28 protein-coding genes are annotated in these 23,895 nt (G+C 63.8%); 13 read left to right on the top strand and 15 right to left on the bottom strand.

The genetic code is table 11. The features are described 5' to 3' along the window. The 3 genes from IF809_RS30845 to sdhC form a co-directional block, all read right to left on the bottom strand. Nucleotides 1-604: FAD-binding protein (locus IF809_RS30845; protein ID WP_462839427.1), on the bottom strand; the 604-nt coding region annotated here is incomplete at its 3' end. A 3-nt stretch (nt 605-607) separates the two neighbouring features. Further along, nucleotides 608-1,012, bottom strand: coding sequence for a succinate dehydrogenase, hydrophobic membrane anchor protein (gene sdhD / locus IF809_RS30840; RefSeq protein WP_128963338.1), 405 nt, complete (start codon nt 1,010-1,012; stop codon nt 608-610). After that, nucleotides 1,009-1,410 (bottom strand): succinate dehydrogenase, cytochrome b556 subunit, encoded by a 402-nt coding sequence (gene sdhC / locus IF809_RS30835; RefSeq protein WP_194465440.1) that lies wholly within the window; start codon nt 1,408-1,410, stop codon nt 1,009-1,011. Before sdhC ends, sdhD begins: the two co-directional genes overlap by 4 nt. A gap of 524 nt (nt 1,411-1,934) precedes the next feature. Between sdhC and IF809_RS30830 the strand changes: the two genes are divergently transcribed. Next, nucleotides 1,935-2,795 (top strand): sulfite exporter TauE/SafE family protein, encoded by an 861-nt coding sequence (locus IF809_RS30830; RefSeq protein ID WP_462839426.1) that lies wholly within the window; start codon nt 1,935-1,937, stop codon nt 2,793-2,795. Between the two features lie 117 nt (nt 2,796-2,912). Here IF809_RS30830 and IF809_RS30825 read toward each other — a convergent pair whose 3' ends face one another. Beyond that, entirely contained in the window at nt 2,913-3,410 is a 498-nt protein-coding gene (locus IF809_RS30825) for a DUF3658 domain-containing protein (protein WP_164938374.1), read from the bottom strand. Between the two features lie 26 nt (nt 3,411-3,436). Further along, on the bottom strand, nt 3,437-4,966 hold the full coding sequence (locus IF809_RS30820) for a malonate--CoA ligase (RefSeq protein ID WP_462839425.1): 1,530 nt from the start codon (nt 4,964-4,966) through the stop codon (nt 3,437-3,439). 95 nt (nt 4,967-5,061) lie between these two features. Between IF809_RS30820 and IF809_RS30815 the strand changes: the two genes are divergently transcribed. The 4 genes from IF809_RS30815 (at nt 5,062) to IF809_RS30800 (ending at nt 8,320) form a co-directional block, all read left to right on the top strand. Continuing rightward, a complete protein-coding gene (locus tag IF809_RS30815; RefSeq protein ID WP_462839424.1) occupies nt 5,062-5,823 on the top strand; it encodes an SDR family oxidoreductase in 762 nt (253 codons plus the stop codon). A 335-nt stretch (nt 5,824-6,158) separates the two neighbouring features. Then, nucleotides 6,159-6,713 (top strand): fasciclin domain-containing protein, encoded by a 555-nt coding sequence (locus IF809_RS30810; RefSeq protein ID WP_453981326.1) that lies wholly within the window; start codon nt 6,159-6,161, stop codon nt 6,711-6,713. A gap of 183 nt (nt 6,714-6,896) precedes the next feature. Further along, on the top strand, nt 6,897-7,526 hold the full coding sequence (locus IF809_RS30805; RefSeq protein ID WP_128963344.1) for a cytochrome b/b6 domain-containing protein: 630 nt from the start codon (nt 6,897-6,899) through the stop codon (nt 7,524-7,526). Between the two features lie 11 nt (nt 7,527-7,537). Next, on the top strand, nt 7,538-8,320 hold the full coding sequence (locus IF809_RS30800; protein ID WP_128963345.1) for a molybdopterin-binding protein: 783 nt from the start codon (nt 7,538-7,540) through the stop codon (nt 8,318-8,320). A gap of 14 nt (nt 8,321-8,334) precedes the next feature. Here the strand turns inward: IF809_RS30800 and IF809_RS30795 are convergent, their stop codons facing one another. Beyond that, on the bottom strand, nt 8,335-9,534 hold the full coding sequence (locus IF809_RS30795; RefSeq protein WP_462839423.1) for a YbfB/YjiJ family MFS transporter: 1,200 nt from the start codon (nt 9,532-9,534) through the stop codon (nt 8,335-8,337). Between the two features lie 134 nt (nt 9,535-9,668). Between IF809_RS30795 and leuB the strand changes: the two genes are divergently transcribed. Further along, the gene (gene leuB, locus IF809_RS30790) at nt 9,669-10,781 is read left to right on the top strand and encodes a 3-isopropylmalate dehydrogenase (protein WP_462839422.1); all 1,113 of its coding nucleotides are present in this window, start codon (nt 9,669-9,671) and stop codon (nt 10,779-10,781) included. Nucleotides 10,782-10,861: 80 nt separating this feature from the next. On the opposite strand, the gene IF809_RS30785 is transcribed toward leuB, so the two are convergent. Then, a complete protein-coding gene (locus tag IF809_RS30785; protein ID WP_244659471.1) occupies nt 10,862-11,242 on the bottom strand; it encodes a hypothetical protein in 381 nt (126 codons plus the stop codon). A 159-nt stretch (nt 11,243-11,401) separates the two neighbouring features. Further along, a complete protein-coding gene (locus tag IF809_RS30780) occupies nt 11,402-12,190 on the bottom strand; it encodes a hypothetical protein (protein WP_462839421.1) in 789 nt (262 codons plus the stop codon). Nucleotides 12,191-12,306: 116 nt separating this feature from the next. Here IF809_RS30780 and IF809_RS30775 point away from each other — a divergent pair, with 116 nt between their 5' ends. Next, the gene (locus IF809_RS30775) at nt 12,307-13,341 is read left to right on the top strand and encodes an aspartate-semialdehyde dehydrogenase (protein ID WP_453994135.1); all 1,035 of its coding nucleotides are present in this window, start codon (nt 12,307-12,309) and stop codon (nt 13,339-13,341) included. A gap of 108 nt (nt 13,342-13,449) precedes the next feature. Here the strand turns inward: IF809_RS30775 and IF809_RS30770 are convergent, their stop codons facing one another. After that, entirely contained in the window at nt 13,450-14,094 is a 645-nt protein-coding gene (locus IF809_RS30770; RefSeq protein WP_128963352.1) for a carbonic anhydrase, read from the bottom strand. Between the two features lie 110 nt (nt 14,095-14,204). Between IF809_RS30770 and IF809_RS30765 the strand changes: the two genes are divergently transcribed. Next, nucleotides 14,205-15,086 carry an HpcH/HpaI aldolase/citrate lyase family protein gene (locus IF809_RS30765; RefSeq protein ID WP_128963353.1) on the top strand — a complete coding sequence of 294 codons (882 nt, stop codon included), beginning with the start codon at nt 14,205-14,207 and terminating at the stop codon, nt 15,084-15,086. A gap of 71 nt (nt 15,087-15,157) precedes the next feature. On the opposite strand, the gene IF809_RS30760 is transcribed toward IF809_RS30765, so the two are convergent. Beyond that, on the bottom strand, nt 15,158-16,129 hold the full coding sequence (locus IF809_RS30760; RefSeq protein WP_462839420.1) for a helix-turn-helix transcriptional regulator: 972 nt from the start codon (nt 16,127-16,129) through the stop codon (nt 15,158-15,160). 518 nt (nt 16,130-16,647) lie between these two features. Between IF809_RS30760 and IF809_RS30755 the strand changes: the two genes are divergently transcribed. After that, nucleotides 16,648-18,324: a methyl-accepting chemotaxis protein gene (locus tag IF809_RS30755; RefSeq protein WP_462839419.1), complete on the top strand. Its 1,677-nt coding sequence runs from the start codon at nt 16,648-16,650 to the stop codon at nt 18,322-18,324. 26 nt (nt 18,325-18,350) lie between these two features. Here IF809_RS30755 and IF809_RS30750 read toward each other — a convergent pair whose 3' ends face one another. From IF809_RS30750 to IF809_RS30735, 4 genes are all read right to left on the bottom strand, one after another. Further along, entirely contained in the window at nt 18,351-18,770 is a 420-nt protein-coding gene (locus tag IF809_RS30750) for a DUF6455 family protein (RefSeq protein WP_128963356.1), read from the bottom strand. A gap of 263 nt (nt 18,771-19,033) precedes the next feature. Next, nucleotides 19,034-19,819 (bottom strand): glycosyltransferase family 32 protein, encoded by a 786-nt coding sequence (locus IF809_RS30745; RefSeq protein WP_462839418.1) that lies wholly within the window; start codon nt 19,817-19,819, stop codon nt 19,034-19,036. Between the two features lie 78 nt (nt 19,820-19,897). Then, entirely contained in the window at nt 19,898-20,503 is a 606-nt protein-coding gene (gene leuD / locus IF809_RS30740; protein ID WP_128963358.1) for a 3-isopropylmalate dehydratase small subunit, read from the bottom strand. 102 nt (nt 20,504-20,605) lie between these two features. Next, on the bottom strand, nt 20,606-21,175 hold the full coding sequence (locus IF809_RS30735) for a pyridoxamine 5'-phosphate oxidase family protein (protein ID WP_462839417.1): 570 nt from the start codon (nt 21,173-21,175) through the stop codon (nt 20,606-20,608). A 99-nt stretch (nt 21,176-21,274) separates the two neighbouring features. Between IF809_RS30735 and IF809_RS30730 the strand changes: the two genes are divergently transcribed. Beyond that, nucleotides 21,275-22,072 carry a helix-turn-helix transcriptional regulator gene (locus IF809_RS30730; RefSeq protein ID WP_462839416.1) on the top strand — a complete coding sequence of 266 codons (798 nt, stop codon included), beginning with the start codon at nt 21,275-21,277 and terminating at the stop codon, nt 22,070-22,072. 9 nt (nt 22,073-22,081) lie between these two features. On the opposite strand, the gene IF809_RS30725 is transcribed toward IF809_RS30730, so the two are convergent. After that, nucleotides 22,082-22,480 (bottom strand): metallopeptidase family protein, encoded by a 399-nt coding sequence (locus tag IF809_RS30725; RefSeq protein ID WP_128963361.1) that lies wholly within the window; start codon nt 22,478-22,480, stop codon nt 22,082-22,084. 157 nt (nt 22,481-22,637) lie between these two features. Here IF809_RS30725 and IF809_RS30720 point away from each other — a divergent pair, with 157 nt between their 5' ends. The 3 genes from IF809_RS30720 (at nt 22,638) to IF809_RS30710 (ending at nt 23,866) form a co-directional block, all read left to right on the top strand. Continuing rightward, the gene (locus IF809_RS30720; RefSeq protein WP_164938959.1) at nt 22,638-22,931 is read left to right on the top strand and encodes a hypothetical protein; all 294 of its coding nucleotides are present in this window, start codon (nt 22,638-22,640) and stop codon (nt 22,929-22,931) included. A gap of 20 nt (nt 22,932-22,951) precedes the next feature. Then, nucleotides 22,952-23,209, top strand: coding sequence for a hypothetical protein (locus IF809_RS30715; RefSeq protein WP_462839415.1), 258 nt, complete (start codon nt 22,952-22,954; stop codon nt 23,207-23,209). A 135-nt stretch (nt 23,210-23,344) separates the two neighbouring features. Then, nucleotides 23,345-23,866 (top strand): hypothetical protein, encoded by a 522-nt coding sequence (locus IF809_RS30710; RefSeq protein WP_462839414.1) that lies wholly within the window; start codon nt 23,345-23,347, stop codon nt 23,864-23,866. Nucleotides 23,867-23,895: the final 29 nt, after the last annotated feature.

Here is a 23,895-nt window from a genome sequence, read left to right as displayed (position 1 = left end):
GCGCGATGACGCCGCGGCAGGCGCCCTGGTCGTCCATGATCAGGTCGATGGCGAAGAATTCGATGAAGAACTCGGCCGCGTGGCGCAGCGACTGGCCGTACATCGTGTGCAGCATGGCGTGGCCGGTGCGGTCGGCGGCGGCGCAGGTGCGTTGTGCCTGGCCCTTGCCGTAGTCCATGGTCATGCCGCCGAACGGGCGCTGGTAGATCTTGCCGTCCTCGGTGCGCGAGAACGGCACGCCCCAATGCTCGAGCTCGTAGACGGCTGCCGGCGCGTTGCGCACCATGTATTCGATTGCGTCCTGGTCCCCTAGCCAGTCCGACCCCTTCACGGTGTCGTACATGTGCCAGCGCCAGTCGTCCTTGTGCATGTTGCCGAGCGAGGCCGAGATGCCGCCCTGCGCCGCAACCGTGTGCGAGCGGGTCGGAAACACCTTGGTGATGCAGGCGGTGCGCAGGCCCGCCTCGCTGCAGCCGACCACGGCGCGCAGGCCGGCGCCGCCGGCGCCGACCACGACGACGTCATAGGTGTGGTCTTCGATCGGATAGGCTTTGCCGTTGGTGGCGGGAGCGCCGTTGCCCGTGCCATTCGTTGTGGTGGCCATGGGTTACACTCCGGATGCGAGTTTCAGGATCGCGTAGGTCGAGGCGAGCGCCACGGCGATCGAGAAGAAGTTGTTGAGCATGATCGAGACGAGCTTCAGCTTCTCGTTATGAACGTAGTCCTCGATCACGACCTGCATGCCGATCTTCATGTGCCAGGCGCTGGCGATGATGAAGAGCAGCATGATCACCGCGATCGGCAGCGAGCCGAGGATCACCTTGGCGCCGGCCTGGTTGCTGCCGAGCGTCATCATGACGATGACGATCACCGGGATCATCAGCAGCGTCATGGCGACGCCGGTGATGCGCTGGCGCCAGAAATCAGACGTGCCGGAATGCGCGGCCCCGAGATTGCGGACGCGGCCGAGCGGGGTACGCATGCTGCGCTTGGGCGTATCGGCTGCGCTCATCGTACACCTCCGATCGCGTAGGCGATGATCCAGATCAGGATCGTCAGCACGATGCCGCCGATCAGGGCGGCCCAGGTCAGCGCTTCGCGCTCATTGGCCTTGAAGCCGAAGCCGAGGTCCCACACGAAATGGCGGATACCGCTCAGCATGTGGTGCATCAGCGCCCAGGTGTAGCCGAACACGATGAGGCGGCCGATGATGCTGCCGGTGAAAGCCTGCACATTGGCATAGGCCCCGGCGGAGTTTGACGCCGCTGCGATCAGCCACCAGGCCAGCAGCAGGGTCCCGACATAGAGGGCAATACCGGTGGCGCGATGGACGATGGACAGCGCCATCGTCAACGTCCAGCGGTAGACTTGCATGTGTGGTGAAAGCGGTCGTTCGATCCGTGCGGTCATGGGCTTTTGATGTTTGTTGCGGCCCAGCCTGGGGCGCGCGGGGATCGCGAAAGGTCGGCTCTATTTACGGAGTCGATTTGCCCTGCGCAATCACCAAATCGCCATAAATCGAACCGCCGTTCAGCTCTAGAACGCTGATGAACCAAGGCCAATCAGGGGCTTGGTATACCAGAGTGATGGTGTGCCGCCGAAGGAGAGAATGTCAATTCACCCTTTGAGCCATCGGCGAGGGGCATTGAAATCACTATTGGAACGGCTCCAAGCCGCCGCCGGCCGATCGCAACTCGAACCGGTCAACTCCTGACGCCGACCTCAAGGCGGATGGCGGGCGAACCCTCTCCGATTTCCGTCCCGCGCATCAATTTTCCGCTCTGCGGAGGATATGCGCAACCTGCATTCCACCCAAGACGGCAGACCCCGGCATATCGACCGGGTCAGCCGGATCACCTACAGCTTGGCTTGCAGCCGAATCTGGGCGGAGGTTCCGGAGACGCTGCGACCACTCGCCGAGGGGCAGGTCAGGGGTGATTGCAGGTCTCGACATCAAGGAGATCATCGAACTCGCGCTGTTGCTGATCGCAACCGGTGCGCTGTCCGGATTCCTGGCCGGCGTGTTCGGCATCGGCGGCGGCGCGATTCTCGTGCCGGTGTTCTACGAATGCTTCCGCCTCGCCGGTGTGCCGCTCGAAGTGCGCATGCCGCTCTGCATCGGCACCTCGCTCGCGGTGATCATCCCGACGTCGATCAGCTCGTTCCAGGCGCATTACAGGCGCGGCGCCGTCGACATGACGATCCTGCGCATGTGGTGGCTACCGATCGTCATCGGCGTCGCCGCCGGGAGCGTCGTCGCGCGCTACGCGCCGGAGAAGCTGTTCAAGATCGTGTTCGTCGCCGTCGCCTATTCAGCGGCGGCGCGTCTGATCTTCGCGCGTCAAGGGTGGAAGCTCGGCGACGAACTGCCCACGGGACCCTTGATGCGCCTCTACGGCTTCTGCGTCGGCATTCTCTCGACGCTGATGGGCATCGGCGGCGGCCTGTTCTCGAATTTGCTGATGACCTTCTACGGACGTCCCATCCACCAGGCGGTCGCAACCTCATCCGCGCTCGCGGTGCTGATCTCGATCCCCGGCGCGCTCGGCTACATCTACGCCGGCTGGCCGGCGGCGGCGACCTATCCCGCCGTCACCGCCCTGCAAGTCCCCTTCGCATTCGGCTACGTCTCGCTGATCGGCGCCGTGCTGGTGATGCCGATGAGCCTCGTCACCGCACCGCTCGGCGTGCGAGCCGCACACGCGATGTCGAAGCGCACGCTGGAGATGGCGTTCGGGTGCTACCTGTTCATCGTCGGCAGTAGGTTTGTGATGAGCTTGTTGGGCGGACAGTAGGCGCCAAGAATTCCGTCATTGCGAGCGAAGCGAAGCAATCCAGAATCTTTCCGCGGAGGCACTCTGGATTGACGGGTAGAGAGCGTGCCCCACAAGAGCACGCGTAGCGCGACCGAGTTAGTCCTTCAATCGCACTTCGCTGTGGAGCCACGATCGGATATCGCCGATGCCTTCGATGCGGTCGGAATCCGAAAGCACTTTCAATCGCGCGGCAATCATCTTGTCGTCGATCGGCAATCCAAGCTCTTTGCAGCGATCCACCGCACGGGTGACTATCGCCGCGGTCTTCCGCCAGGTCGGCTTCATGACCGAAAAAATGATCTCGTCGAGCTGCTGCTCGGTGACTCCCGGCGGGAGCTGCACCTCATCCCATGCGAGCTCACAGACATACTCATACGGTTCCCGGTTGGACTTTGGAGGCTTGAGATCCGGATGCTGATCGTAGATCGGTTGGAGCAACTCGTCCTCTAAAGCGCCGACGACGCCGTCGAGCCAGTCCCCGAGCTTTATCCTCTCGGCTTTGGCAAGCCCTGCGATCGCCATTCGGGCTCGATCCAATGCCGCACAAGCCTCAAGAAGATGATCGTTGATCCGGACCGCCTGCTCTCGGTTCATGTCCCCCATTCCGGAGCATCCGCCCCCTATTTCTTCGCGTAAATATCCTTGTACGTATCGCGCAGGATGTTCTTCTGCACCTTGCCCATGGTGTTGCGCGGCAGTTCGTCGACGACGAAGACGCGCTTGGGCATCTTGAACTTCGCGAGGCGTCCTTCCAGGCCCTTCAGCACGGCCGTTTCATCGATGCTCGCGCCGGGCTGGCGCACCAGCACGGCGGTGACGCCCTCGCCGAAATCGGCATGGGGCACGCCGATCACGGCGGATTCGATCACGCCCGGCATGGCGTCGATCTCGCTCTCGATTTCCTTGGGGTAGACGTTGAAGCCGCCTGAGATGACCAGATCCTTGCCGCGGCCGAGGATGTGGACGTAGCCCTTGGCGTCGATCTTGCCGAGATCGCCCGTGATGAAGAAGCCGTCGGGCCGGAATTCCGACTTGGTCTTGTCAGGCATGCGCCAATAGCCCTTGAAGACGTTCGGGCCCTTCACCTCGATCATGCCGATCTCCTCGCGCGGCAATTCCTTGCCGGTCTCGGGCTCGGTGACGCGCACCGAGACGCCGGGGAGGGGAAAGCCGACCGCGCCGGGCACGCGCTCGCCGTCGTAAGGGTTCGACGTGTTCATGTTGGTCTCGGTCATGCCGTAGCGCTCGAGCACCGCGTGACCTGTGCGCGCGGACCATTCGCGATGCGTCTCGGCCAGCAGCGGCGCCGAGCCCGAGATGAACAGCCGCATGTGCTTGGTCGTCTCGCGCGACAGCGCGGGGTTCTGAAGCAGGCGGGTATAGAAGGTCGGCACGCCCATCAGCACCGTGGCACGCGCCATCAGCTTGATGATGAGGTCAGGATCGAGCTTCGGCAGGAAGATCATCGAGGCCCGCGCGAACAGCGTCACGTTGGTCGCCACGAACAGGCCGTGGGTGTGGTAGATCGGCAGGGCGTGGATCAGCACGTCGTTGTCGGTGAAGCGCCAGTAGTCGACCAGCGAGAGCGAGTTGGACGCGAGATTGTCGTGGCTGAGCATCGCGCCCTTGGAGCGCCCCGTGGTGCCCGAGGTGTAGAGGATCGCGGCGAGATCGTCGCTTGCCCGCGGCACCGTGGTGAATTCGGAGCTCGCCTTGTCGGCGGCCTCGGTCAGCGAGCCCTTGCCGTCTGCCCCGAGCGTCTCGGCATTGGCCTTCACCTTGGCGGCGATCGGCGCGAGGCCTTCCGCCTTGGAGGGATCGCAAACCACCATCGACGGCTCGGCATCGCCGATGAAGTAATCGAGCTCGTTCAACGTATAGGCGGTGTTGAGCGGCAGATAGACCGCGCCGGCCCTGACGGTTGCGAGATACAGCACGATATTGGCGACGGATTTCTCCACCTGAACCGCGACGCGGTCGCCGGGTTTCACGCCGCGCGCGACCAGCACATTCGCCATCTGCCCGGCCCGCGCGATCAGATCGCCATAGCTGATCTGGGCGCCGTCATGGGTCTCGATCGCGAGCCGCTTGGGATTATCGAGGCCGTCGAACAGGCGGGAAAACAGGTTGGCGTTGGCTGCGTGGTTCATGCAAGATTTCCTCGACCGCAAGACTGACAAGGCCGGTCAAAACCGAGGGCTGGATTAGCAAAAACCGCCCCGATGAAGCAACGGAGACAGTTTGCATGACAAAATCAGGGAAACGCGTGGCTTGGGTCACCGGCGGCGGCAGCGGCATCGGGGAGGCCGGGGCCGAGGCACTGGCAGCCGACGGCTGGACGGTGGTGGTGTCCGGCCGCCGCAAGGACGCCCTGGAAGGCGTGGTGGCCAAGATAACCACGGCCGGAGGGACCGCCGAGGCGCTGGCGCTTGATGTGGCTGACGCGGCCGCGGCCCAGAAGGCGGCCGATCAGATCGTGGCGAAGCACGGCCGTATCGACCTGCTCGTCAACAATGCCGGCATCAACGTCCCCAAGCGCAGCTGGAAGGACATGGAACTGGAAGGCTGGGACAAGCTGGTCCAGGTCAACCTCAACGGCGTGCTCTATTGCATGCGCGCGGTGCTGCCGACGATGCGCAAGCAGCAGGACGGCTCGATCATCAACGTCTCGTCCTGGGCCGGCCGTCACGTCTCCAAGATGCCGGGCCCGGCCTACACCACCACCAAGCATGCAGTGCTGGCGCTGACCCACTCCTTCAACATGGACGAATGCGTCAACGGCCTGCGCGCCTGCTGCCTGATGCCGGGTGAAGTCGCGACGCCGATCCTGAAGCTCCGCCCCGTGGTGCCGAGCGCGGAAGAACAGGCCAAGATGCTGCAGCCGGAAGATCTCGGACGCACCATCGCGTTCATCGCATCGATGCCGCCGCGCGTGTGCATCAACGAGCTCTTGATCAGCCCGACGCATAATCGCGGGTTTATCCAGACACCGAATAATAGGGATTGAGGCGGGGGCGCAGCCACGAACTCGTCATTGCGAGCGAAGCGAAGCAATCCAGGAATGGATCCGCGGAGACAGTCTGGATTGCTTCGTCGCATCAGCGCAAAATTGCTTCGCAATTTTGTCGCGAGCTCCTCGCAATGACAACGGGGCCACCACACGAAATCTCCTTCCCATAGTTTCACCCATCACAAAGAATTTTTTTCCGAAACCGCATCGCAAGCCCTCCCGTAGTTCGGCCAACGACGCGCTGCTGCCTCACGTCAGAATGTCGCAGACGCCGTTGTTGCCCAACGCAAACGCCGGTCATTGCCGGTCACATCCAATTCGGGAGTTCTTCCATGTCGAAGCGCATTGCCTATCTCACCGCTGCTGCCTTCAGTGCCCTGGCCATCACCGCGACCGTCGTCGCGCCCGTGCGTGCCGAGGAAAAGACCGTCATGGTCGGCGGCGCCGCGATGTTCCCGTCCAAGAACATCGTCCAGAACGCCGTCAACTCGAAGGACCACACCACGCTTGTTGCGGCGGTGAAGGCGGCCGGCCTGGTGCCGACGCTGGAAGGCAAGGGTCCGTTCACCGTGTTCGCGCCGACCAATGCCGCCTTCGGCAAGCTGCCGGCCGGCACCGTCGACAACCTGGTCAAGCCCGAGAACAAGGCGACCCTGACCAAGATCCTTACCTATCACGTGGTGCCCGGCAAGCTCGAAGCCTCCGACCTGAAGGACGGTCAGAAGCTGAAGACCGTCGAGGGCGAAGAACTCACCGTCAAGAAGTCCGGCAGCTCCGTCATGATCGTCGACGCCAAGGGCGGCTCCTCCACCGTCACGATTCCCAACGTCAACCAGTCCAACGGCGTGATCCATGTGGTCGACACCGTGCTGATGCCGGCGACGTAACCCCGCGCAGCCCTGTTTCATCCCTCGAACAGGACGCGACAAGCGGCGAGCCGGGGGCACCCGGCTCGCTTTTTTGTGACTGTGATAGCCTGCCTGCATCGATTCCATGCCCAAGGCGGCGTAACGAAAGCGGAAACATCGGCGTATATTCGGGTGTCAGACGATTTTCAGGACGGAACCATCATGTCGAGCCTCACGATGACCGACGAGCAGATCAGCGCCATCAAGGCCAAGGTGATCCAGCCGGTCTGGGTCCGCGTCATGCACTGGACCAACGCGTTTGCCATGATCCTGATGATCCTGTCGGGCTGGCAGATCTACAATGCCTCGCCGCTGTTCGGCTTCAGCTTCCCGCGCGACTACACGCTGGGCGGCTGGCTCGGCGGCGGCCTGCTCTGGCATTTTGCGGCGATGTGGCTGTTGATGGTCAACGGCCTTGCCTATCTCGTCACCGGTTTCGCCACCGGCCGTTTCCGGAAAAAGCTGCTGCCGATCACGCCCTCGGGCGTGCTGCACGACGTCAGGGCGGCGCTGACTTTCAAGCTCGGTCATGACGATCTCACCGTCTACAATTACGTCCAGCGCCTGCTCTATGCCGGCATCATCGTGGTCGGCGTGCTGATCGTGCTGTCGGGCCTGTCGATGTGGAAGCCGGTGCAGCTGCATTGGCTGGTGACGCTGTTCGGCGATTACCCAACGGCGCGCTACGTCCATTTCTTCTGCATGGCCGCGATCTGCGCCTTCCTCGTCGTTCACGTGCTGCTCGCGCTGCTGGTGCCGAAGAGCCTGCGCGCGATGATCATCGGCCGTTGAGGGAGAGACACATGGCCAAGCGTTCATTCCTGATATCCGGCGTCGACAAGCGGCTGCTGATCAAGGATTCCCTCAAGACAATGCCGGACCTGACCCGTCGCCGCTTCATCGCGGGCGGCGCCAGCTTGGGCGCGCTGACGCTGCTCACGGGCTGCGATGTCGTCGACTCCTCCTCGGCCGAGGAGATGCTGAAGACGGTCTCGAAGTTCAACGACGCCGTGCAGGCTTTCATCTTCAATCCCGATGCGCTGGCGCCGACCTTCCCCGAAAGCGCGATCACGAAGCCGTTCCCGTTCAACGCCTATTACGATCTCGACGACGCGCCTGATGTCGACGGCGACGACTGGAAGCTCGAAGTGCGCGGCCTCGTGGACAACAAGAAGTCGTGGACATTGCCCGAGCTCTACAAGCTCCCGCAATTCACCCAGATCACCCGCCATATCTGCGTCGAAGGCTGGAGCGCGATCGGTAGCTGGACCGGCACGCCCCTGCGCGATTTCCTCAAGCTTGTGGGCGCCGATACGCGCGCGAAATACGTCTGGTTCCAATGCGCCGACAAGGACGGCTACAACTCGCCGCTGGACATGCGCACCGCGCTGCATCCGCAGACGCAGATGACGTTCAAATACGCGGGCGAGGTTTTGCCGCGCGCCTACGGCTTCCCGATGAAGATCCGCGTGCCGACAAAGCTCGGCTTCAAGAACCCGAAATACGTAGTGTCGATGGAAGTCACCAACGACTACAAGGGCGGCTATTGGGAAGACCAGGGCTACAATTCGTTCAGCGGGAGCTGACGGCTTGCTCTACCCTACGGCGCCGGTGATTTGGCCGGCCCCAGCTTCCGTTGCAGCACCGCCAGCACCGCTCCCAGCGCCAGCAGCGCCGCGGACACGTTCAGTGCGTAACTCAAGCTCCCCAGCGCATCGGTGATCGCGCCGACCACGATCGGGCCGAGCGTCTGGCCGACGCCGAACGAGATCGTCATCGCCGCGATCGCGGTCGGCCACACCTCCGGCGGATAGTTGAAGCGCACGAAGGCGGTGGTCGAGCCGACCACGGCGAAGAAGGCGACGCCGAACACCACCGCCGAGATTCCGAGCCATGCCGGCGAATGGCCGAGGATCGGCAGGGCCGCGCCCAGTGCGTTGGTGCCGAGGATGATCGCGGTGGCGAGGCCGCCGCGGTCGAGCGCCAGCACGCCGCGCCAGGCCCAGGGCGTGACGAAGGCGCTAAGGCCGATCAGGCTCCAGAACGCCGCCTGCGCCGCGGCGCCGCCGCCGCCGTCGCGGACATAGGCGATCATGAAGGTCATGTAGGCGATGTAGCCGGCGCCGAACAGGAAATAGGCGGCGAGATAGATCAGCACGGGAACGATGGCGAAGGAGGCGTGGCTATCTTCGGAGAAGCGCGCACGGCTCTCGATCCGGACCAGGAACAACGGCACCGTCATCGCGGCCGCGAGCAGCGTCATCGCCCACCACACGATCCACCAGGATCCCGGACCGAAATGCTGCAGCGTGAACGGGGCGATCAGCCCCGAGGAGAGAATGCCGATGCCGGGCCCGGCGTAAAACAGGCTCAGCAGGAAATTGGCGCGCTCCGGACGCGTCTGCGCGATCGTCGCAGCCAGCGCGCCGCCGGCAACGAAGCCGGCCGCGGCCCCGAGGCCCAGCACCAGGCGCGCCAGGCTCAGCGCGATGAAATTCCCCGTCAGCGCGCAGGTGGCGAGCGCGGCGACGCAGGCCAATGTTCCGCCGCGGATCGCCGCCGACCAGCCGACGCGCCGGATCAGCCGCGACGCTGCGAGCGCGCCCACGAGATAGCCGACCGCGTTGATGGTGTTCATGAACCCGGCCGCCGAGTAGGACCAGCCGAGGTCCTCCCGCATGTCGGGCAGCACCAGCGCATAGGCAAAACGGCCGATGCCGAGCCCGACGGTCGCGGCCAGCGACAGGGTCAGGATCAGCCGCGCGGGATGGGCTGGGGGTGGACGGTCAGGGGCGTGCAAAGGGCTACTCCGGCGAGCCGCACTGTGGCAGGCCCCGCACGCCTTGCACAGCCGCGGCGCGGCAATGGTGTCTTGCCAAGCGCGCAACGCCGCTCTAGCACTCCGGCCGAATTTCGATCTCAGAGGAAACGGATATGGCGACCCACAAATTGCTGCTGCTCCCCGGCGACGGTATCGGCCCCGAGGTGATGGGCGAGGTGAAGCGGCTGATCGATTGGCTCAATTCATCGGGGATTGCCAAGTTCGAGACCGATACCGGCCTCGTCGGCGGCTCGGCCTATGACGCCCACAAGGTGTCGATCTCGGAAGGCGACATGGCCAAGGCCAAGGACGCCGACGCCGTGATCTTCGGTGCGGTCGGCGGTCCGAAGTGGGATGCGGTGCCCTACGAGGTCCGCCCCGAAGCCGGCCTCTTGCGCCTGCGCAAGGATCTCGCTTTGTTCGCCAACCTGCGTCCCGCCGTCTGCTATCCGGCGCTGGCGGATGCTTCGAGCCTGAAGCGCGAGGCGGTCGAAGGCCTCGACATCATGATCGTGCGCGAGCTCACCGGCGGCGTCTATTTCGGCGAGCCCAAGACCATCACCGATCTCGGCAACGGCCAGAAGCGCGCCATCGATACCCAGGTCTACGACACCTACGAGATCGAGCGCATCGGCCGCGTCGCCTTCGAGCTTGCCCGGAAGCGCAAGAACAAGGTGACGTCGATGGAGAAGCGCAACGTCATGAAGTCGGGCGTGCTCTGGAACGAGGTCATGACCCAGGTGCACAAGCGCGAATATCCCGACGTCACGCTCGAGCATCAGCTCGCCGATTCCGGCGGCATGATGCTGGTGAAATGGCCGAAGCAGTTCGACGTCATCGTCACCGACAATCTGTTCGGCGACATGCTGTCCGACATCGCGGCGATGCTGACGGGATCGCTCGGTATGCTGCCCTCGGCTTCGCTTGGCGAGCTCGACGTCAAGACCAAGAAGCGCAAGGCGCTGTACGAGCCGGTGCACGGCTCCGCCCCTGATATCGCCGGCAAGGGTCTCGCCAATCCCATCGCGATGATCTCGTCCTTCGGCATGGCGCTGCGCTACTCGTTCGACATGGGCGCGCTCGCCGACAAGGTCGACCAAGCCATCGCCGCAGTGCTCGCCAACGGTCTTCGCACCGCCGACATCAAGTCGGAAGGCACCACTTCCGTCTCGACCACGCAGATGGGCGAAGCGATCCTGAAGGAACTGCAGAAGCTGCACGCGTAAGCGGCAAGAATCCGGGCTACGCGACAAACAAGAATGGCCGGGCGCGAGCCCGGCCATTTTGATTCGGTCGTGACGTCCGCTCAGTACAGCGGAAAATTCTGCGGATAGCCGCCGACATCGGCCGGGGTCGGCAGCGGCTGGCGATCGATCGGACGGTTGAGGTTCTCGCGGGCGAAGGACGGATAGCCCACGGCCGGCGGGAAGGCGTAGTCGGTGAACTTGCGGTCGCCCGGATTGACCTCGGTGCCGCCGTCGAGCCAGGAGCGTTTGCTCACATAGATGCGGGTGCGGCCCTGCTGGTAGACGGCGTTGGGTCCGCTCGGGCCGTAATAGTGACGGCCGCGATCGTCAAAGCGCTGCTTGGTCCTGGTGTCGGCCGCGGCCGGCGCCGCAAGGGCCACAGCGACAACGGCGCCCGCCGCAAGCCAAGTCGCCAATTTGACAGAGAAATTCGAGCTCATCACGTCCCCTTCAGGCGGCATGCCGCCAGTCGATTTCACCCCCATACTAGCCCGGCCGGGGGCACCGCAACTAGGTCTATTGGGTCACACCGGCCCGGAAATAATCGACCTGCATCGGCAAAAGTTGCATGGATGCCAGCCACTTGAGCTTGATGCCGATCAAAGCGTCCCGCGCAATTGCGCATTGGCGGCGCCCAGCAGCCAATCTGCCGGTCCCTGCGTATCGCAGGAGCGGCGCTTCAGCTCCGCACGGGCGAACAATTCGGCGAGCTTCGGCTCATTGCCCGAGGTCAGCAGCGTCAGCCGGTTGAGCATGCACGCGATCGCCGCACGGCGGGCCGGCATGGTGTCGCCCTGGCAGGAAAAGCCGGAGATCTGCAAAGCGGGCTCTTCGTTGCGCTTGAGGTAGCCCAGGCAGGACGGCGTGCCCGCTTTGGTCTCCGATGGCCGGAACAGGGCGACAGGGCCGAATTTGGTATCGATCAGGCCGGCCTGCTCGAGCGCATTGGCCGCACCCAGGCCCATCTGCACGGCGAGGCCGGCAGCGGCCGGACGCGAGACGTCGAACTCGTTGCCTTCCCGGTAGATCTCGAGCTCGGCCACCGGCTTGTCGGCATCGCCAGCCCAGCGCATGACGTCGCGCCGGCCCCCCTCGGGGTGCCGGAAGATGGCATAAGACGCTGTTTTTTCTAACGAATCCAGTCGGCTGAGCGCGAAGGCCGGATGCGAGCGGGAGGCCTCGGCCCAGCCCGCCTTCTCGGTGGGCTCGTCGTCGCGCAAATCGGGCAGCTGGCGGAGCCCGGCGAGGGCGAGCATGGCAAACAGAGCCAGCGTCCCCACATAGGCGAACAGGTGTGCCAGCGTGCCGACGATTTCGTCGGCAAAGTTGGCGAGCGTCAGGTGGATCTGGGTGGGGCTGACGGCCGGGCCGGCCTCCGGCGACTGCATCCACGGCCCTCAGGCATGGTCCAACGTTGTCTTGAGGCCGGTTCTCGCATAGAAGCGCTGCTCTTCCTGTTTAAGCGTCAGCTTCAGGAACGGGCTTTTTCATCGGAGAGTGAACGATGGGTTACAAAGTCGCAGTCGTCGGCGCGACCGGCAATGTCGGACGGGAAATGCTCAACATTCTGGATGAGCGCAAATTCCCCGCGGACGAGGTCGTGGCCCTGGCGTCACGCCGCAGCGTCGGTGTCGAGGTCTCCTATGGCGACCGCACCCTGAAGGTCAAAGCCCTCGAGCATTACGATTTCTCCGACGTCGACATCTGCCTGATGTCGGCCGGCGGGACGGTGTCGAAGGAATGGTCGCCGAAGATCGGCGCGGCCGGCGCCGTCGTGATCGACAACTCCTCTGCCTGGCGCATGGATCCGGACGTGCCGCTGATCGTGCCCGAGGTGAATGCGGCCGCGACCGAAGGCTTCAAGAAGAAGAACATCATCGCCAACCCGAATTGCTCGACCGCGCAGCTCGTGGTCGCGCTCAAGCCGCTGCACGACAAGGCAACCATCAAGCGCGTCGTGGTCTCGACCTATCAATCGGTGTCGGGCGCCGGCAAGGACGCGATGGACGAATTGTTCTCGCAGACCAAGGCCGTCTACACCAATGACGAGCTGGTCGCGAAGAAATTCCCCAAGCGCATCGCCTTCAACGTCATCCCCCACATCGACGTCTTCATGGAAGACGGCTTCACCAAGGAAGAGTGGAAGATGATGGCGGAGACCAAGAAGATCCTCGATCCCAAGATCAAGCTCACCGCCACCTGCGTGCGCGTGCCCGTGTTCGTCGGTCATTCCGAGGCCGTCAACATCGAGTTCGAGAACCCGATCACGGCGGACGAGGCGCGCGAGATCCTGCGCAAGGCGCCCGGCTGCCTCGTCATCGACAAGCAGGAGCCCGGCGGCTACGCGACGCCGTATGAAGCCGCCGGCGAGGACGCCACCTATATCAGCCGCATCCGCGAGGACGCGACGGTCGAGAACGGCCTCGTGCTGTGGTGCGTGTCCGACAATCTGCGGAAGGGCGCGGCGCTGAACGCGATCCAGATCGCGGAAGTGCTAATCAACCGCAAGCTGATAGCTGCGAAGAAGCAGGCGGCGTAACTCCGCTGCCGTAGGGCGGGCAAAGGCGCGTAGCGCCGTGCCCACGATCTTTCCGGTTGAAACAGGTGGTGGGCACGCTTCGCTTTGCCCACTCTACGAGAGCGGTGGTTACACCACGCTCCGCGCGCTCTTGAATTCCTTGCTCGCCTTGTCCAGCACGAACAGCGTTCCCTCGGCGACGCCGAAATAGGCGCCGTGCAGCTGCATCTGGCCGCTTTCGACGGCCTTGCGCACGAAGGGGAACGTCATCAGGTTTTCGAGACTGCGGAACACGGCGGCCTTCTCGATGCGCTCAACGAATTGCGCCATGGTCTCGTGGTCGCGCTGCTCCACCACTTCGCCGGGCTTGATGAACATCTGCATCCATTTGCCGATGAAGTCGCCGGGCGTGAGCGGTTCGATCTTGTCGATGAAGGCGCGGATGCCGCCGCATTGCGCATGGCCGAGCACGACCATGTGCTTCACCTTCAACACGGTCACCGCAAATTCCAGCGCGGCCGAGACGCCGTGCGCGTTCTCGTCGGGTTGATAGGTCGGCACCAGGTTGGCGATGTTGCGAACCACGAACAGTTCGCCCGGCCCCGCGTCGAAGATCACCTCGGGGGAGACGCGGCTGTCGCAGCAGCCGATCACCATCGTCTCGGGCGACTGCCCTTTGACCGAGAGCTCGCGGTAGCGGTTCTGCTCGGCCGGCAGCCGCTGGGTGGCGAAGGCGTTGTAGCCGTCCAGCAAGGACTTCGGGAATGTGATCATGGCCTATGCCTAATCATATACCGCTAGCGCGAACAAGCCTTTCGAACAGGCAGGGCCGGTGCTATCGCCTCTGGTCAAGCCAGCTTGAGGAACCCGGAAGGAACGCCAGCATGACCCGCCCGCGCCGCAGCCATCTGTTCATGCCCGGCTCCAACCCCCGCGCGCTGGAGAAGGCACGGAATCTGGCCGCCGACGGCTTGATCCTGGACCTCGAAGACTCGGTTGCCCCCGACGCCAAGAGGACGGCACGCGACGGTATCGCCGCCGCGATCGCGGCCAAGGGCTTTGGCAAGCGCGAGATCCTGATCCGCACCAACGGCCTCGATTCGCCCTGGTGGGCGGAGGACGTCGCGATGGCCGCCAAGGCCTCGCCTGACGGCATTCTGGTTCCAAAAGTTTCAAGCATCGAGGATCTCCAGACCATCGGCCGCGACCTCGCCGGGCTCGGTGCCGCGCCGACGGTGAAGGTCTGGGCGATGATCGAGACCGCCCGCGCGGTGCTGCATGCCGAGGAGCTGGCCGAGGCCGGTCGCGACCCCAAGACGCGCCTGACAGGCTTCGTGTTCGGCCCGAACGACATCTCGCGCGAGACCCGGATCAAGATGCTGCCCGGCCGCGCCGCGATGATCCCGATGATCACCCATTGCATCCTGGCAACGCGCGCCGCGGGCCTAGAGATCCTCGATGGTCCCTACAGCGACATCGCCAATCCTGACGGCTTCGCCACCGAATGCGCGCAAGGCCGCGACCTCGGCTTCGACGGCAAGACGCTGATCCATCCTTCGCAGATCGAAGCCTGCAACGCGATCTTCACGCCGCCGGAAGAGGAAGTGGCGCGCGCCCGCAAGATCATCGCGGCGTTCGAGCTGCCGGAAAACGTCTCGCGCGGCGCGATCCGCCTCGACGGCGCGATGGTGGAGCGCCTGCACGCCGACATGGCGCGGCGCACGATCGAGATCGCCGATGCGATCGCGGCGATGGGGAAGGCTTGAGGACTCCGTCCCGCGTCTTGAAGGCCCGCCGCCGCATATGCAGCCCGCCCGTGCTGGCGGCCATAGAAAACCTACAACCTTCGTCTCGCATTCTTCAACGTGTCCGACGGCAGCTCGCCGACCTCGCGCCGGTATTCGGATGCGAAGCGGCCAAGGTTTCGGAAGCCGCATTTGAAGGCCACGGCGAGTACGCTGGTCTGCTCGTCAGGCCGGCGTAGCATTTCTGCCGCGCGATGGAGGCGAATGCGCCGCGCGAACTGGCCGGGCGATCCGCGTCCGGCATCGGAAAACTCTCTGAAAACGGTCCGTACGCTCACATTGGCAATTCCGGCGATCATTTCCAGATCGAGCGGTTCGTCCCAATGAGCCTCGATGTAGGATTCGGCGATATCGACCACGGTCCGGTTGGCGCCCGGCGGCGCGCGCTGCAGCCGATCTGTGAAGTTGTGCCTGTGCGCCAGCAGCATTCGAACCATCAATGTCCGCTCGAGCTCGGCGATGGCGACGGGCGAGTATTCCTGCCCGAACCTCTCCAGCTCCTCGGCAAATCTGAAAACATCGTGGCGCAGATGCGTCATCATCGCGGGATCGGGCTCGCCGGCAACGAAGCGCAGCCTCGCGCCGGAATCGTCTCCGATCATGCTCTTCAGCAAGCGCTCCGTCGCAAGCGTGTCTATCCTCACCACCAGCTGGCGATAGCCGGGCCCGAAATTGAGATTCAGCCGGGTGTCTCCCATCACGACCGGACTCCAGGCCTCGATCGGCCGGCTGTCCCCATGGGTTCTGAAGCTTGCATGGCCCTGAATCGAGAAGAACTGGCGGAGGATTTGCGATTCGGGAAATGCGAGCGATGCCTCGCCGTCATAGGCGCAGAACGCGATGCCGATCGCATTGAGGCGAGCAAAATTTGCCTGGACGCCAAACGTATCGCCGCGTCTGTCGAATCGGTCGGCGCCGTATTCCGCGAACAGCCGGTCGCGCGCGAACTCGCTGTCGCGCGACCGAAGCAAAGGATAGCGGTCGAGATAGGAAACGGAGCCCAAATCAGAATCCTCAAAAGCTCAAATTAGTGAATCGGACTCCGGGCGCCACCAATTGGAAATTGCAGCGGAGAACTGCGGGACGTAACGGTTACGTTCGCGAGCGCGCGGCAGATCACCCGACCCCTGCGACAAAATGCCTGAACACGCAGCGCCCCTGCCAGGCGCCACCTTTGCCTTTCGCAGACCAACCAGTCCGGAAGGCACGGAGGTCTATTCAGTCCTTCGCGGTTGGGTTCTGCCGAATACCGATAGTCGCCTTAGGCCAGCCTTCGCAATTTATGCCCGGTAACGGCGCCGATCTCATCGGGTGTCGCTGTCAGGTTAATCGCGCTGGCAAAATCCGGCCATTGTGTCTTCGATCGGGCAAATACTCTGATAATTCGATTCATATACTTGCTCGCTACGTGGGTGGCGTGTGCAGCGGTGGTCGCGAGCGCACGACCTCCGGTGGGATCATCATACTGATGCCGTTCTCGAGCGAATGCGCCACGAACGGAAGCCAATGTCGGAGCAGAAAAATGTTCGGTCGCAAGTCCAGGATTGATGCACAAGCGCGGCTCGATGCTATCGGCCGCTCCCAAGCGATGATCGAATTCAACCTGGACGGTACGATCATCACGGCCAACCAGAACTTTCTCGACGCTCTCGGCTATCGGCTTGACGAGATTCAAGGCAAGCATCATTCGATGTTCGTGCCGGCCGACCAGCGCGACAGTGCCGAGTACAAGGCATTCTGGGCCGCGTTGAATCGCGGCGAATATCAGGCGCGCGAGTTCAAGCGGATCGCCAAGGACGGGCGCGAAGTCTGGATCGAAGCGTCCTACAATCCGGTGCGCGATGGCAACGGCAAGACGGTCATGGTCGCCAAGATCGCGACCGAGATCACGGCCAAGAAGCTGCGCAGCATGGCGGATGCGTCCAAGCTCGCCGCCATCAGCCGCGCTCAGGCCGTCATCGAGTTCAAGCTCGACGGCACCATCGTCACGGCCAACGAGAATTTCTGCAAGGCGCTCGGCTATTCGTTATCCGAGATCGAGGGCAAGCATCACAGCCTGTTCATGCCCGCAGCAGAGCGCGACACCGCCGCCTACCGCGAATTCTGGGAGAAGCTCAACCGCGGTGAGTACCAGGCCGGGGAGTTCAAGCGGATCGGCAAGGGCGGCAAGGAGGTGTGGATTCTGGCGAGCTATAATCCCGTGCTGGACGACGCGGGCAAGCCGTTCGGCGTCGTCAAATTTGCGAGCGACGTCACCGCACAGAAGCTGAAGAACGCCGACCTCGCCGGCCAGATCGCGGCGATCGACAAGGCTCAGGCGGTGATCGAGTTCAACATGGACGGCACGATCATTACCGCCAACCCCAATTTCCTCGGTGCGCTCGGTTATTCCCTGGATGAGATCAGGGGGCGCCATCACAGCATGTTCGTCGAGCCCAGCGAGCGCGACGGCGCGGCATATCGCGAGTTCTGGGCGGCGCTCAATCGCGGGGAGTATCAGGCGGCCGAATACAAGCGCATCGGCAAAGGGGGCAAGGAAGTCTACATCCAGGCGTCCTACAATCCGATCCTCGACCTCAACGGCAAGCCGTTCAAGGTCGTGAAATATGCCACCGATACCACCAGGCAGGTGCTGGTCCGCATGGGCAACGAGCGCGTCCGCGGCATGATGGAATCGGTCGCCGCCGGCTCGGAGGAGCTCAACGCATCGGTGCGGGAGATTGCGGAAGCCATGACCAAATCACGCGAGACCGCGATCGGGGCGGTGGAGCAGGTCGCCTCGGCCGACGCACAGGCTCAGCGTCTCACCGACGCCGCGCAGGCGATGAGCGGGATCGTCGAGATGATCAACAACATCACCGGGCAAATCAACCTGCTGGCGCTCAATGCCACGATCGAATCGGCGCGCGCCGGCGAAGCCGGCCGCGGCTTTGCCGTGGTCGCATCCGAGGTGAAGGGCCTGGCCAACCAGGCCAAGCAGGCCACCGACAAGATCGCGCAGGAGATCGGCAGCCTCAATGGAATTTCCGGCGATGTCGTCAGCGCGCTGAGCTCGATCAAGCAGGCGATCAACAACGTCAGCGAATACGTCACCTCGACCGCCGCGGCGATCGAGGAGCAGAGCACGGTGACGAACGAGATGTCGACCAGCATGCAGCGCGCAGCCGCGGAAGCGGCCGCGATGGCGGGCCGCGGCTGATCGGGACCGGGCGACCGGCGCGCCGCTCAGCGCTGCGCGTGGTCGGCGCGGTCGAGCGATTCCAGCGTCGCGGCGTTGGCGCAATAGCCGTGATAGTTCTCGGCGGCGGTGCCCTCGGCGAGATCGCGGTCGCATTGTCCCTTGTGATTGCACAGCGAGCAGACCCGCTCCAGGTCGCGCAGCAGCAGCGGCTGAGCGCGGCCGAGGGCCTCTGCGCTGATGCCGAGCTGCTCCAGCATCTTCGGCAGTTCGTCTGCCGAGTGCTTGCCGTGACGGACCAGCTCCTCGAGATCGTCAGGCGCAATCCTGAGGTCGCTCGCAATCCGGTCGAAATCGGCGCGATCGAGCTGACGCATCTCGTTCACCTCGCGGCGATGCTTCAGCCAGCCGGCAAAGGACTCGATGAGATCCTGGACGATGGGATAAGGCCTGCTTGCGGTGCTCATGGCGAAGCTCCATTCGAACGGCGGAATTGGAGCGAATTAAGCACAATGATGCAGGAGCGCGTTGCGCTGGATCAAACAGGAAAGAGCGTCGCGGCCTCCGCTGCACCTCTCCCGCTTGCGGGAGAGGTCGGCGCGTCCGGACGATGCAAAGCATCGTCCCGTGCGCCGGGTGAGGGCTTCCTCCCCTTGGGGGTTCTCGCTTGCGGAGACACCCCTACCCCTCCCCCGCAAGCGAGAGAGGGAGCGCACTTTATGCGCGGCAGCTATGCAAACCGCTCCGCCGCCCACGCATACAGGCTCCCCGGGATCGGCTTTTCGCCGCCGCGGCCCTTGGGCGAGATGTGCAGGCCGATGATCTCGGGATTGGTGACGAGGCCGAGATAGCTGGAGGGGTCGAAGAACAGCTTTGGCTCGGCGTGCACGGCGTAGAACGACTGCTTCGGCAGCGCGTTGTGCAATTCGCCGGTGCGGCGGGCGAGTGCGGTGAGCGCCGCCGGGCCGTAGATCGCGACGCGGATATCCGAGAGGCGGTTCGAGCCGCCGCGCAGTCGGCGCATCGCGAAGGTGATGCGGTGGCGCAGCGACAGCCAGTTCGGCGTCAGCTCCTCCTGCTCCATCAGCTCCTCGAACGCGCGCACGATGCCGTGCTCCGGCGGCAGATAGATCACGGAATTGCCGAGCTGGCGCGGCCGCTCCCAGGCGAAATAGGGTTTTGCCGGGTCGATCTCGACGGGCTTGAGGAGCAGCACGTCGGCATCGAGCCAGAGGCCGAGACCCTTCGCCATCAGCTTCATGCGGAAGAAATCGCTGAACTGCAGAATAGTCCAGTCGCGCCAGCTGCCATCAGGCTGCGGCGGCCGCAGCCGTTCGGAGAAGGCTTGCGGCAGGATCGCTTCGGCTTCCGCGTTGGCGATACCGGCGGGCAAACCGGGAATGGGGTCGAAGCTGTAGACGGTGACCTTGTGGCCGGCCGCGAGCTGCGAGCGCAGACAGGTCTGGCGCAGCGCGTCCATCGGGCCATGCCAGAAGGTGACGATCTCGGGCAGCATAGGCGAGCCATAGGGACAAGTGGGGCAAAGAAAAAGCCCCGGCGCCTTCGACGCCGGGGCTCAAACGGAAATCTGAAGCTAGGCCCAGGCGCGCTCGCGCTTGAGCTTCTCTTCATAGGTGTCGATCGAGGCCTTCTTCTCCATGGTGAGACCGATGTCGTCGAGGCCGTTGATCAGGCAGTGCTTGCGGAACGGGTCGATCTCGAACTTGACCTTGCCGCCGTCGGGGCCTCGGATCTCCTGGTTCGGCAGGTCGATCGTCAGCGTCGCGTTGGCGCCGCGCTCGGCGTCGTCGAACAGCTTGTCGAGGTCTTCCTGCGAAACGCGGATCGGCAGAATGCCGTTCTTGAAGCAGTTGTTGTAGAAGATGTCGCCGAACGAGGTCGAGATCACGCAGCGGATGCCGAAGTCGAGCAACGCCCAGGGCGCGTGCTCACGGCTCGAGCCGCAGCCGAAATTGTCGCCGGCGACCAGCACCTTCGCGTTGCGATAGGCGGGCTGGTTGAGGACGAAATCCGGGTTCTCGCTGCCGTCGTCCTTGTAGCGCTGCTCGGAGAACAGCCCCTTGCCAAGGCCGGTGCGCTTGATGGTCTTGAGGTACTGCTTCGGAATGATCATGTCGGTGTCGACATTGATGATCTTCAGCGGCGCCGCGACGCCTTCCAGCGTAGTGAACTTGTCCATCTCAGGCTTCCCGGTTTGCAGTCAGGGAAGGGCTGTTTAGCCCGGTTGGAATACGAATCCTAGGCCGGATTCGGCAATCTTGGATCTGTCAGATCTGCTCTGTCAGCTCTGCGGAGCCATGCTGTCAGGGGCAAAGCCGGTCGGCAGGCCGTCGATGCTCTCCACGTTCTTCAGGCCCCAGTATTTTCGCAAATTGTTGACGCCCTGCGCCGTCCAGTAGCGGATGAGGTTGCCACGCTCCTGCTTGTAGTCGAACAGGGGCACGCCCATACCGCATGATGTCTGCACGAGGTCGACCGAGAGACGCACGATCTGGCGTGCCCCGGCCATGTCCTCGAATCGAGGGGCGAGCTCGGCGTACTCAGGCGTGCCGCGCATGATCGATCGCCCCTGGCCGTAGAGCCGCAGGATCATCGGCGGGCCATCGAAGGCGCAAAACATGATGGTCAGCCGCTTGTCGTCTGAGGCGATCAGGTGCGCGCGGGTTTCGCTGCCGCTGCCGGTGCAATCGAGATAGGCGACATCGTTCTCTCCGAGCACCCGGAATGAGGACAGGCCCTTCGGGGAGACGTTGATGCGTCCCTTCGGCGGGGCGCTGGCAACGAAGAAGAGCTTCTGCCGCGCGATGAACGCCGCGTGCTCGGGTTCGATCCTGGCGAATTGCTTGCCCATGTCCGTGCATCCTTAGCGCAGCGACGAAGTCGGCATAGAACGCTAGCACCTGGCAGGTACTGGTTTAAGCATCTAACTTATGCTAGTATAATTACCACCATGGTAGGACAGGATCCGGTTGCTCCGGCTCTCTCGCTCAGCGCGTTCTTGCGGGCGCTCCGGGAGCGGCAAGCTCCGGCAGAATTCGGCCTCGCCGCCGGACCGCGACGGCGCACACCCGGCCTCCGGCGCGAAGAGGTCGCTCAGCTCTGCGGATTGAGTGCCACCTGGTACACCTGGATCGAGCAGGGTCGCGATGTCTCGGTCTCGGCCGCGACCCTTGCGCGCCTCGCACGCGGATTGCGGCTGTCACGGGCCGAGCGCAGCTATTTGTTCGAAGTTGCCGGCAAGCGCGATCCCGAGCGGCCGGGCCAAGGGGATGATCCACCCGAGGCGGTTCTGGCCTGCGTCGACGCGATCGACGGTCCCGCCTACATCCTCGATCGCATCTGGAGCGCGCGTCGCTGGAATGCGAAAGCCTCCGCGCTCTTTGCAGGATGGCTCGATGCTGGCGGCGAGACGAACCTGCTGCGCTACATCTTTCTCAGGCCGGAGGCCAAAACGCTCATCCTCGATTGGACGGCCCGCGCGCATCGCGTCGTCGCGGAGTTCCGCGCCGCGGTGACGGCCTACTCCGACGATCCGGATATTCGCCGGCTCGTCGATGAGCTGCGAATTGCAAGCCCCGACTTCGCGCGCTGCTGGGAGACGCAAGGCGTGCTGGCGCGCGAAGGTGGCGAACGCGCCTTCAATCATCCGGCGATGGGATTGCTGAACTATCAGCAGGTGTCGCTGTCTCTCGCGGGCTGGCCCGACTATCGACTGACGATGCTTCTCCCCGCACCGCGCCTCGATTAAGTCCGCGTCCTATTCCGCTTGAGCCTCGATGCCAGCCATGTCGTCGTCGGAGAGGCCGAAATGGTGGCCGATCTCGTGGATCAGGACGTGGCGAACGATATGGCCGAGGCTTTCGTCGTGCTCGGCCCAGTAATCCAGGATGGGCCGTCGGTAGAGCCAGACCATGTTGGGCAGCCGCGCCACGTCGCCAAAACTCTGCTGGGGCAGGCCGACGCCTTGGAACAGGCCGAGCAGGTCGAACTCGCTCTCGCATTCCATCTCGTCCAGGACCTCGTCGGTGGGGAAGTCGTCGACGCGGATGATCAGGCCTTCGCAGAGGCTGCGAAATTCCTTCGGCAGGCGTTCGAAAATATCGTGCGCCGCCACCTCCATCTCGGCCAGCGAGGGCGCTTTCAGGTCCGTCCACATCGGCTTGTCTTAGCGCGGGTTTCGCGGCGACGCATCCGGCTTTATAAGCGCAGCGAGGTTGACGGGCGCCGCCAAAACGGGGAGCGTGGGCCCGAGGTCGAGGGTGGTTCAGGTGGGCGAAAAAATGCGAGCAAAAACAGCGGTGGCGCTACTGTGCATGGGGTTGTTTTCGCAAGCTGGCGTGAGCGCGCGGGCGGAGACGCTTGCTCAAACCGCCGGCCCCGAACTCCGTATCGCCCAGGCGGTCTCGCCCGACGACGTCCCGCCGCCCCGCAGGCGGCCCCAGACCCGCCTCCGGGTCACGCCCTATGAAAGTCCCGATGGCGTCTATCCGCGCTACAATCCGGGCCCCGACGCGGTCCGCGAGTGCAACGTCGCCTATGTGCAGGAACACAGGCCGAGCGGCACGGTGATCACGCCGCATATGAGCTGCTACTGGCGCCGCGGCTGATACGCGGGTCGGAGGTCAGCATGACGAAATGGATTGCACTCGCTGTTGTCGTCGCACTTGCGAGCGGCATGTCCCACGCCTCCGCGACGCAGCGCGCGACCAAGCTGCCGGATGCCTCGGCCGGGCGCGCGGTGTTCGACGGACGACGGCATGCACGATACGTCGCGCGGTACACCCCGCGTCCCGATCCGCACTATTACGCGCGGCCGGTTTATTACCGTCCCTATCCCTACGGCGTGCCCGCGCCGTTCGTGTTCGGCTACGGGCCGTTCTGGTGACGCGATCAATTCGTTCATTCATGGCGCGTTCACGTCGTTGTTTCTAGTTTGATCCTCGGGAGCGACTGCAATTGAACAGCGCTGGCGCGCGACGCTGCGCCGCAAAGACGCTGTCCACATTCAGGGAGAGATTCCATGCTGAGGATGTTTCGTCCCGGTGCGAGCCCGCTGCGCCTGCTCGGGCTTGCGGCCGTCGCTGCTCTGATCATGTCATCAGGGACTACGCGCCGCGCTGAAGCGATGACGCCGATCAATCCGGCCGCGTTGCCTGCTGCGAAGACTGCCAGCGACGCCACGATCACGCCGGTCCGCTTTGGCGGCGGTGGGCATGGTGGCGGCGGACATTTCGGCGGCTTCCACGGCGGCGGAGGTCATTTCGGCGGCTTCCACGCCGCTCCCGCCTTCCATGGCGGCGGGATGCGCTACGGCGGCATCCATTATGGCGGCTATCATCGTCACTGGGGCGGCGGCTACTATCGTCCGTATTACGGCTATCGCCACTTCCACCGGCGCTATTATTACGGCGGCTACTATCCCTACTATTCCTACTATCATTATCCGCGCCGCTGCCGGATCATCTGGACCTATTACGGCCCGCGCCGCATCTGCCGCTGGCATCATTGGCACCGCTGGCACTATCCGTACCGCTATTGGTAAGCGCGGTCGAACTTGAAAAGGGCGCATCT

The sequence above is a fragment of the Bradyrhizobium sp. UFLA06-24 genome (genome assembly GCF_054967145.1).
The sequence above is the reverse complement of the archived record's forward strand: the minus strand, read 5'-3'. Positions and strand labels throughout refer to the sequence as shown.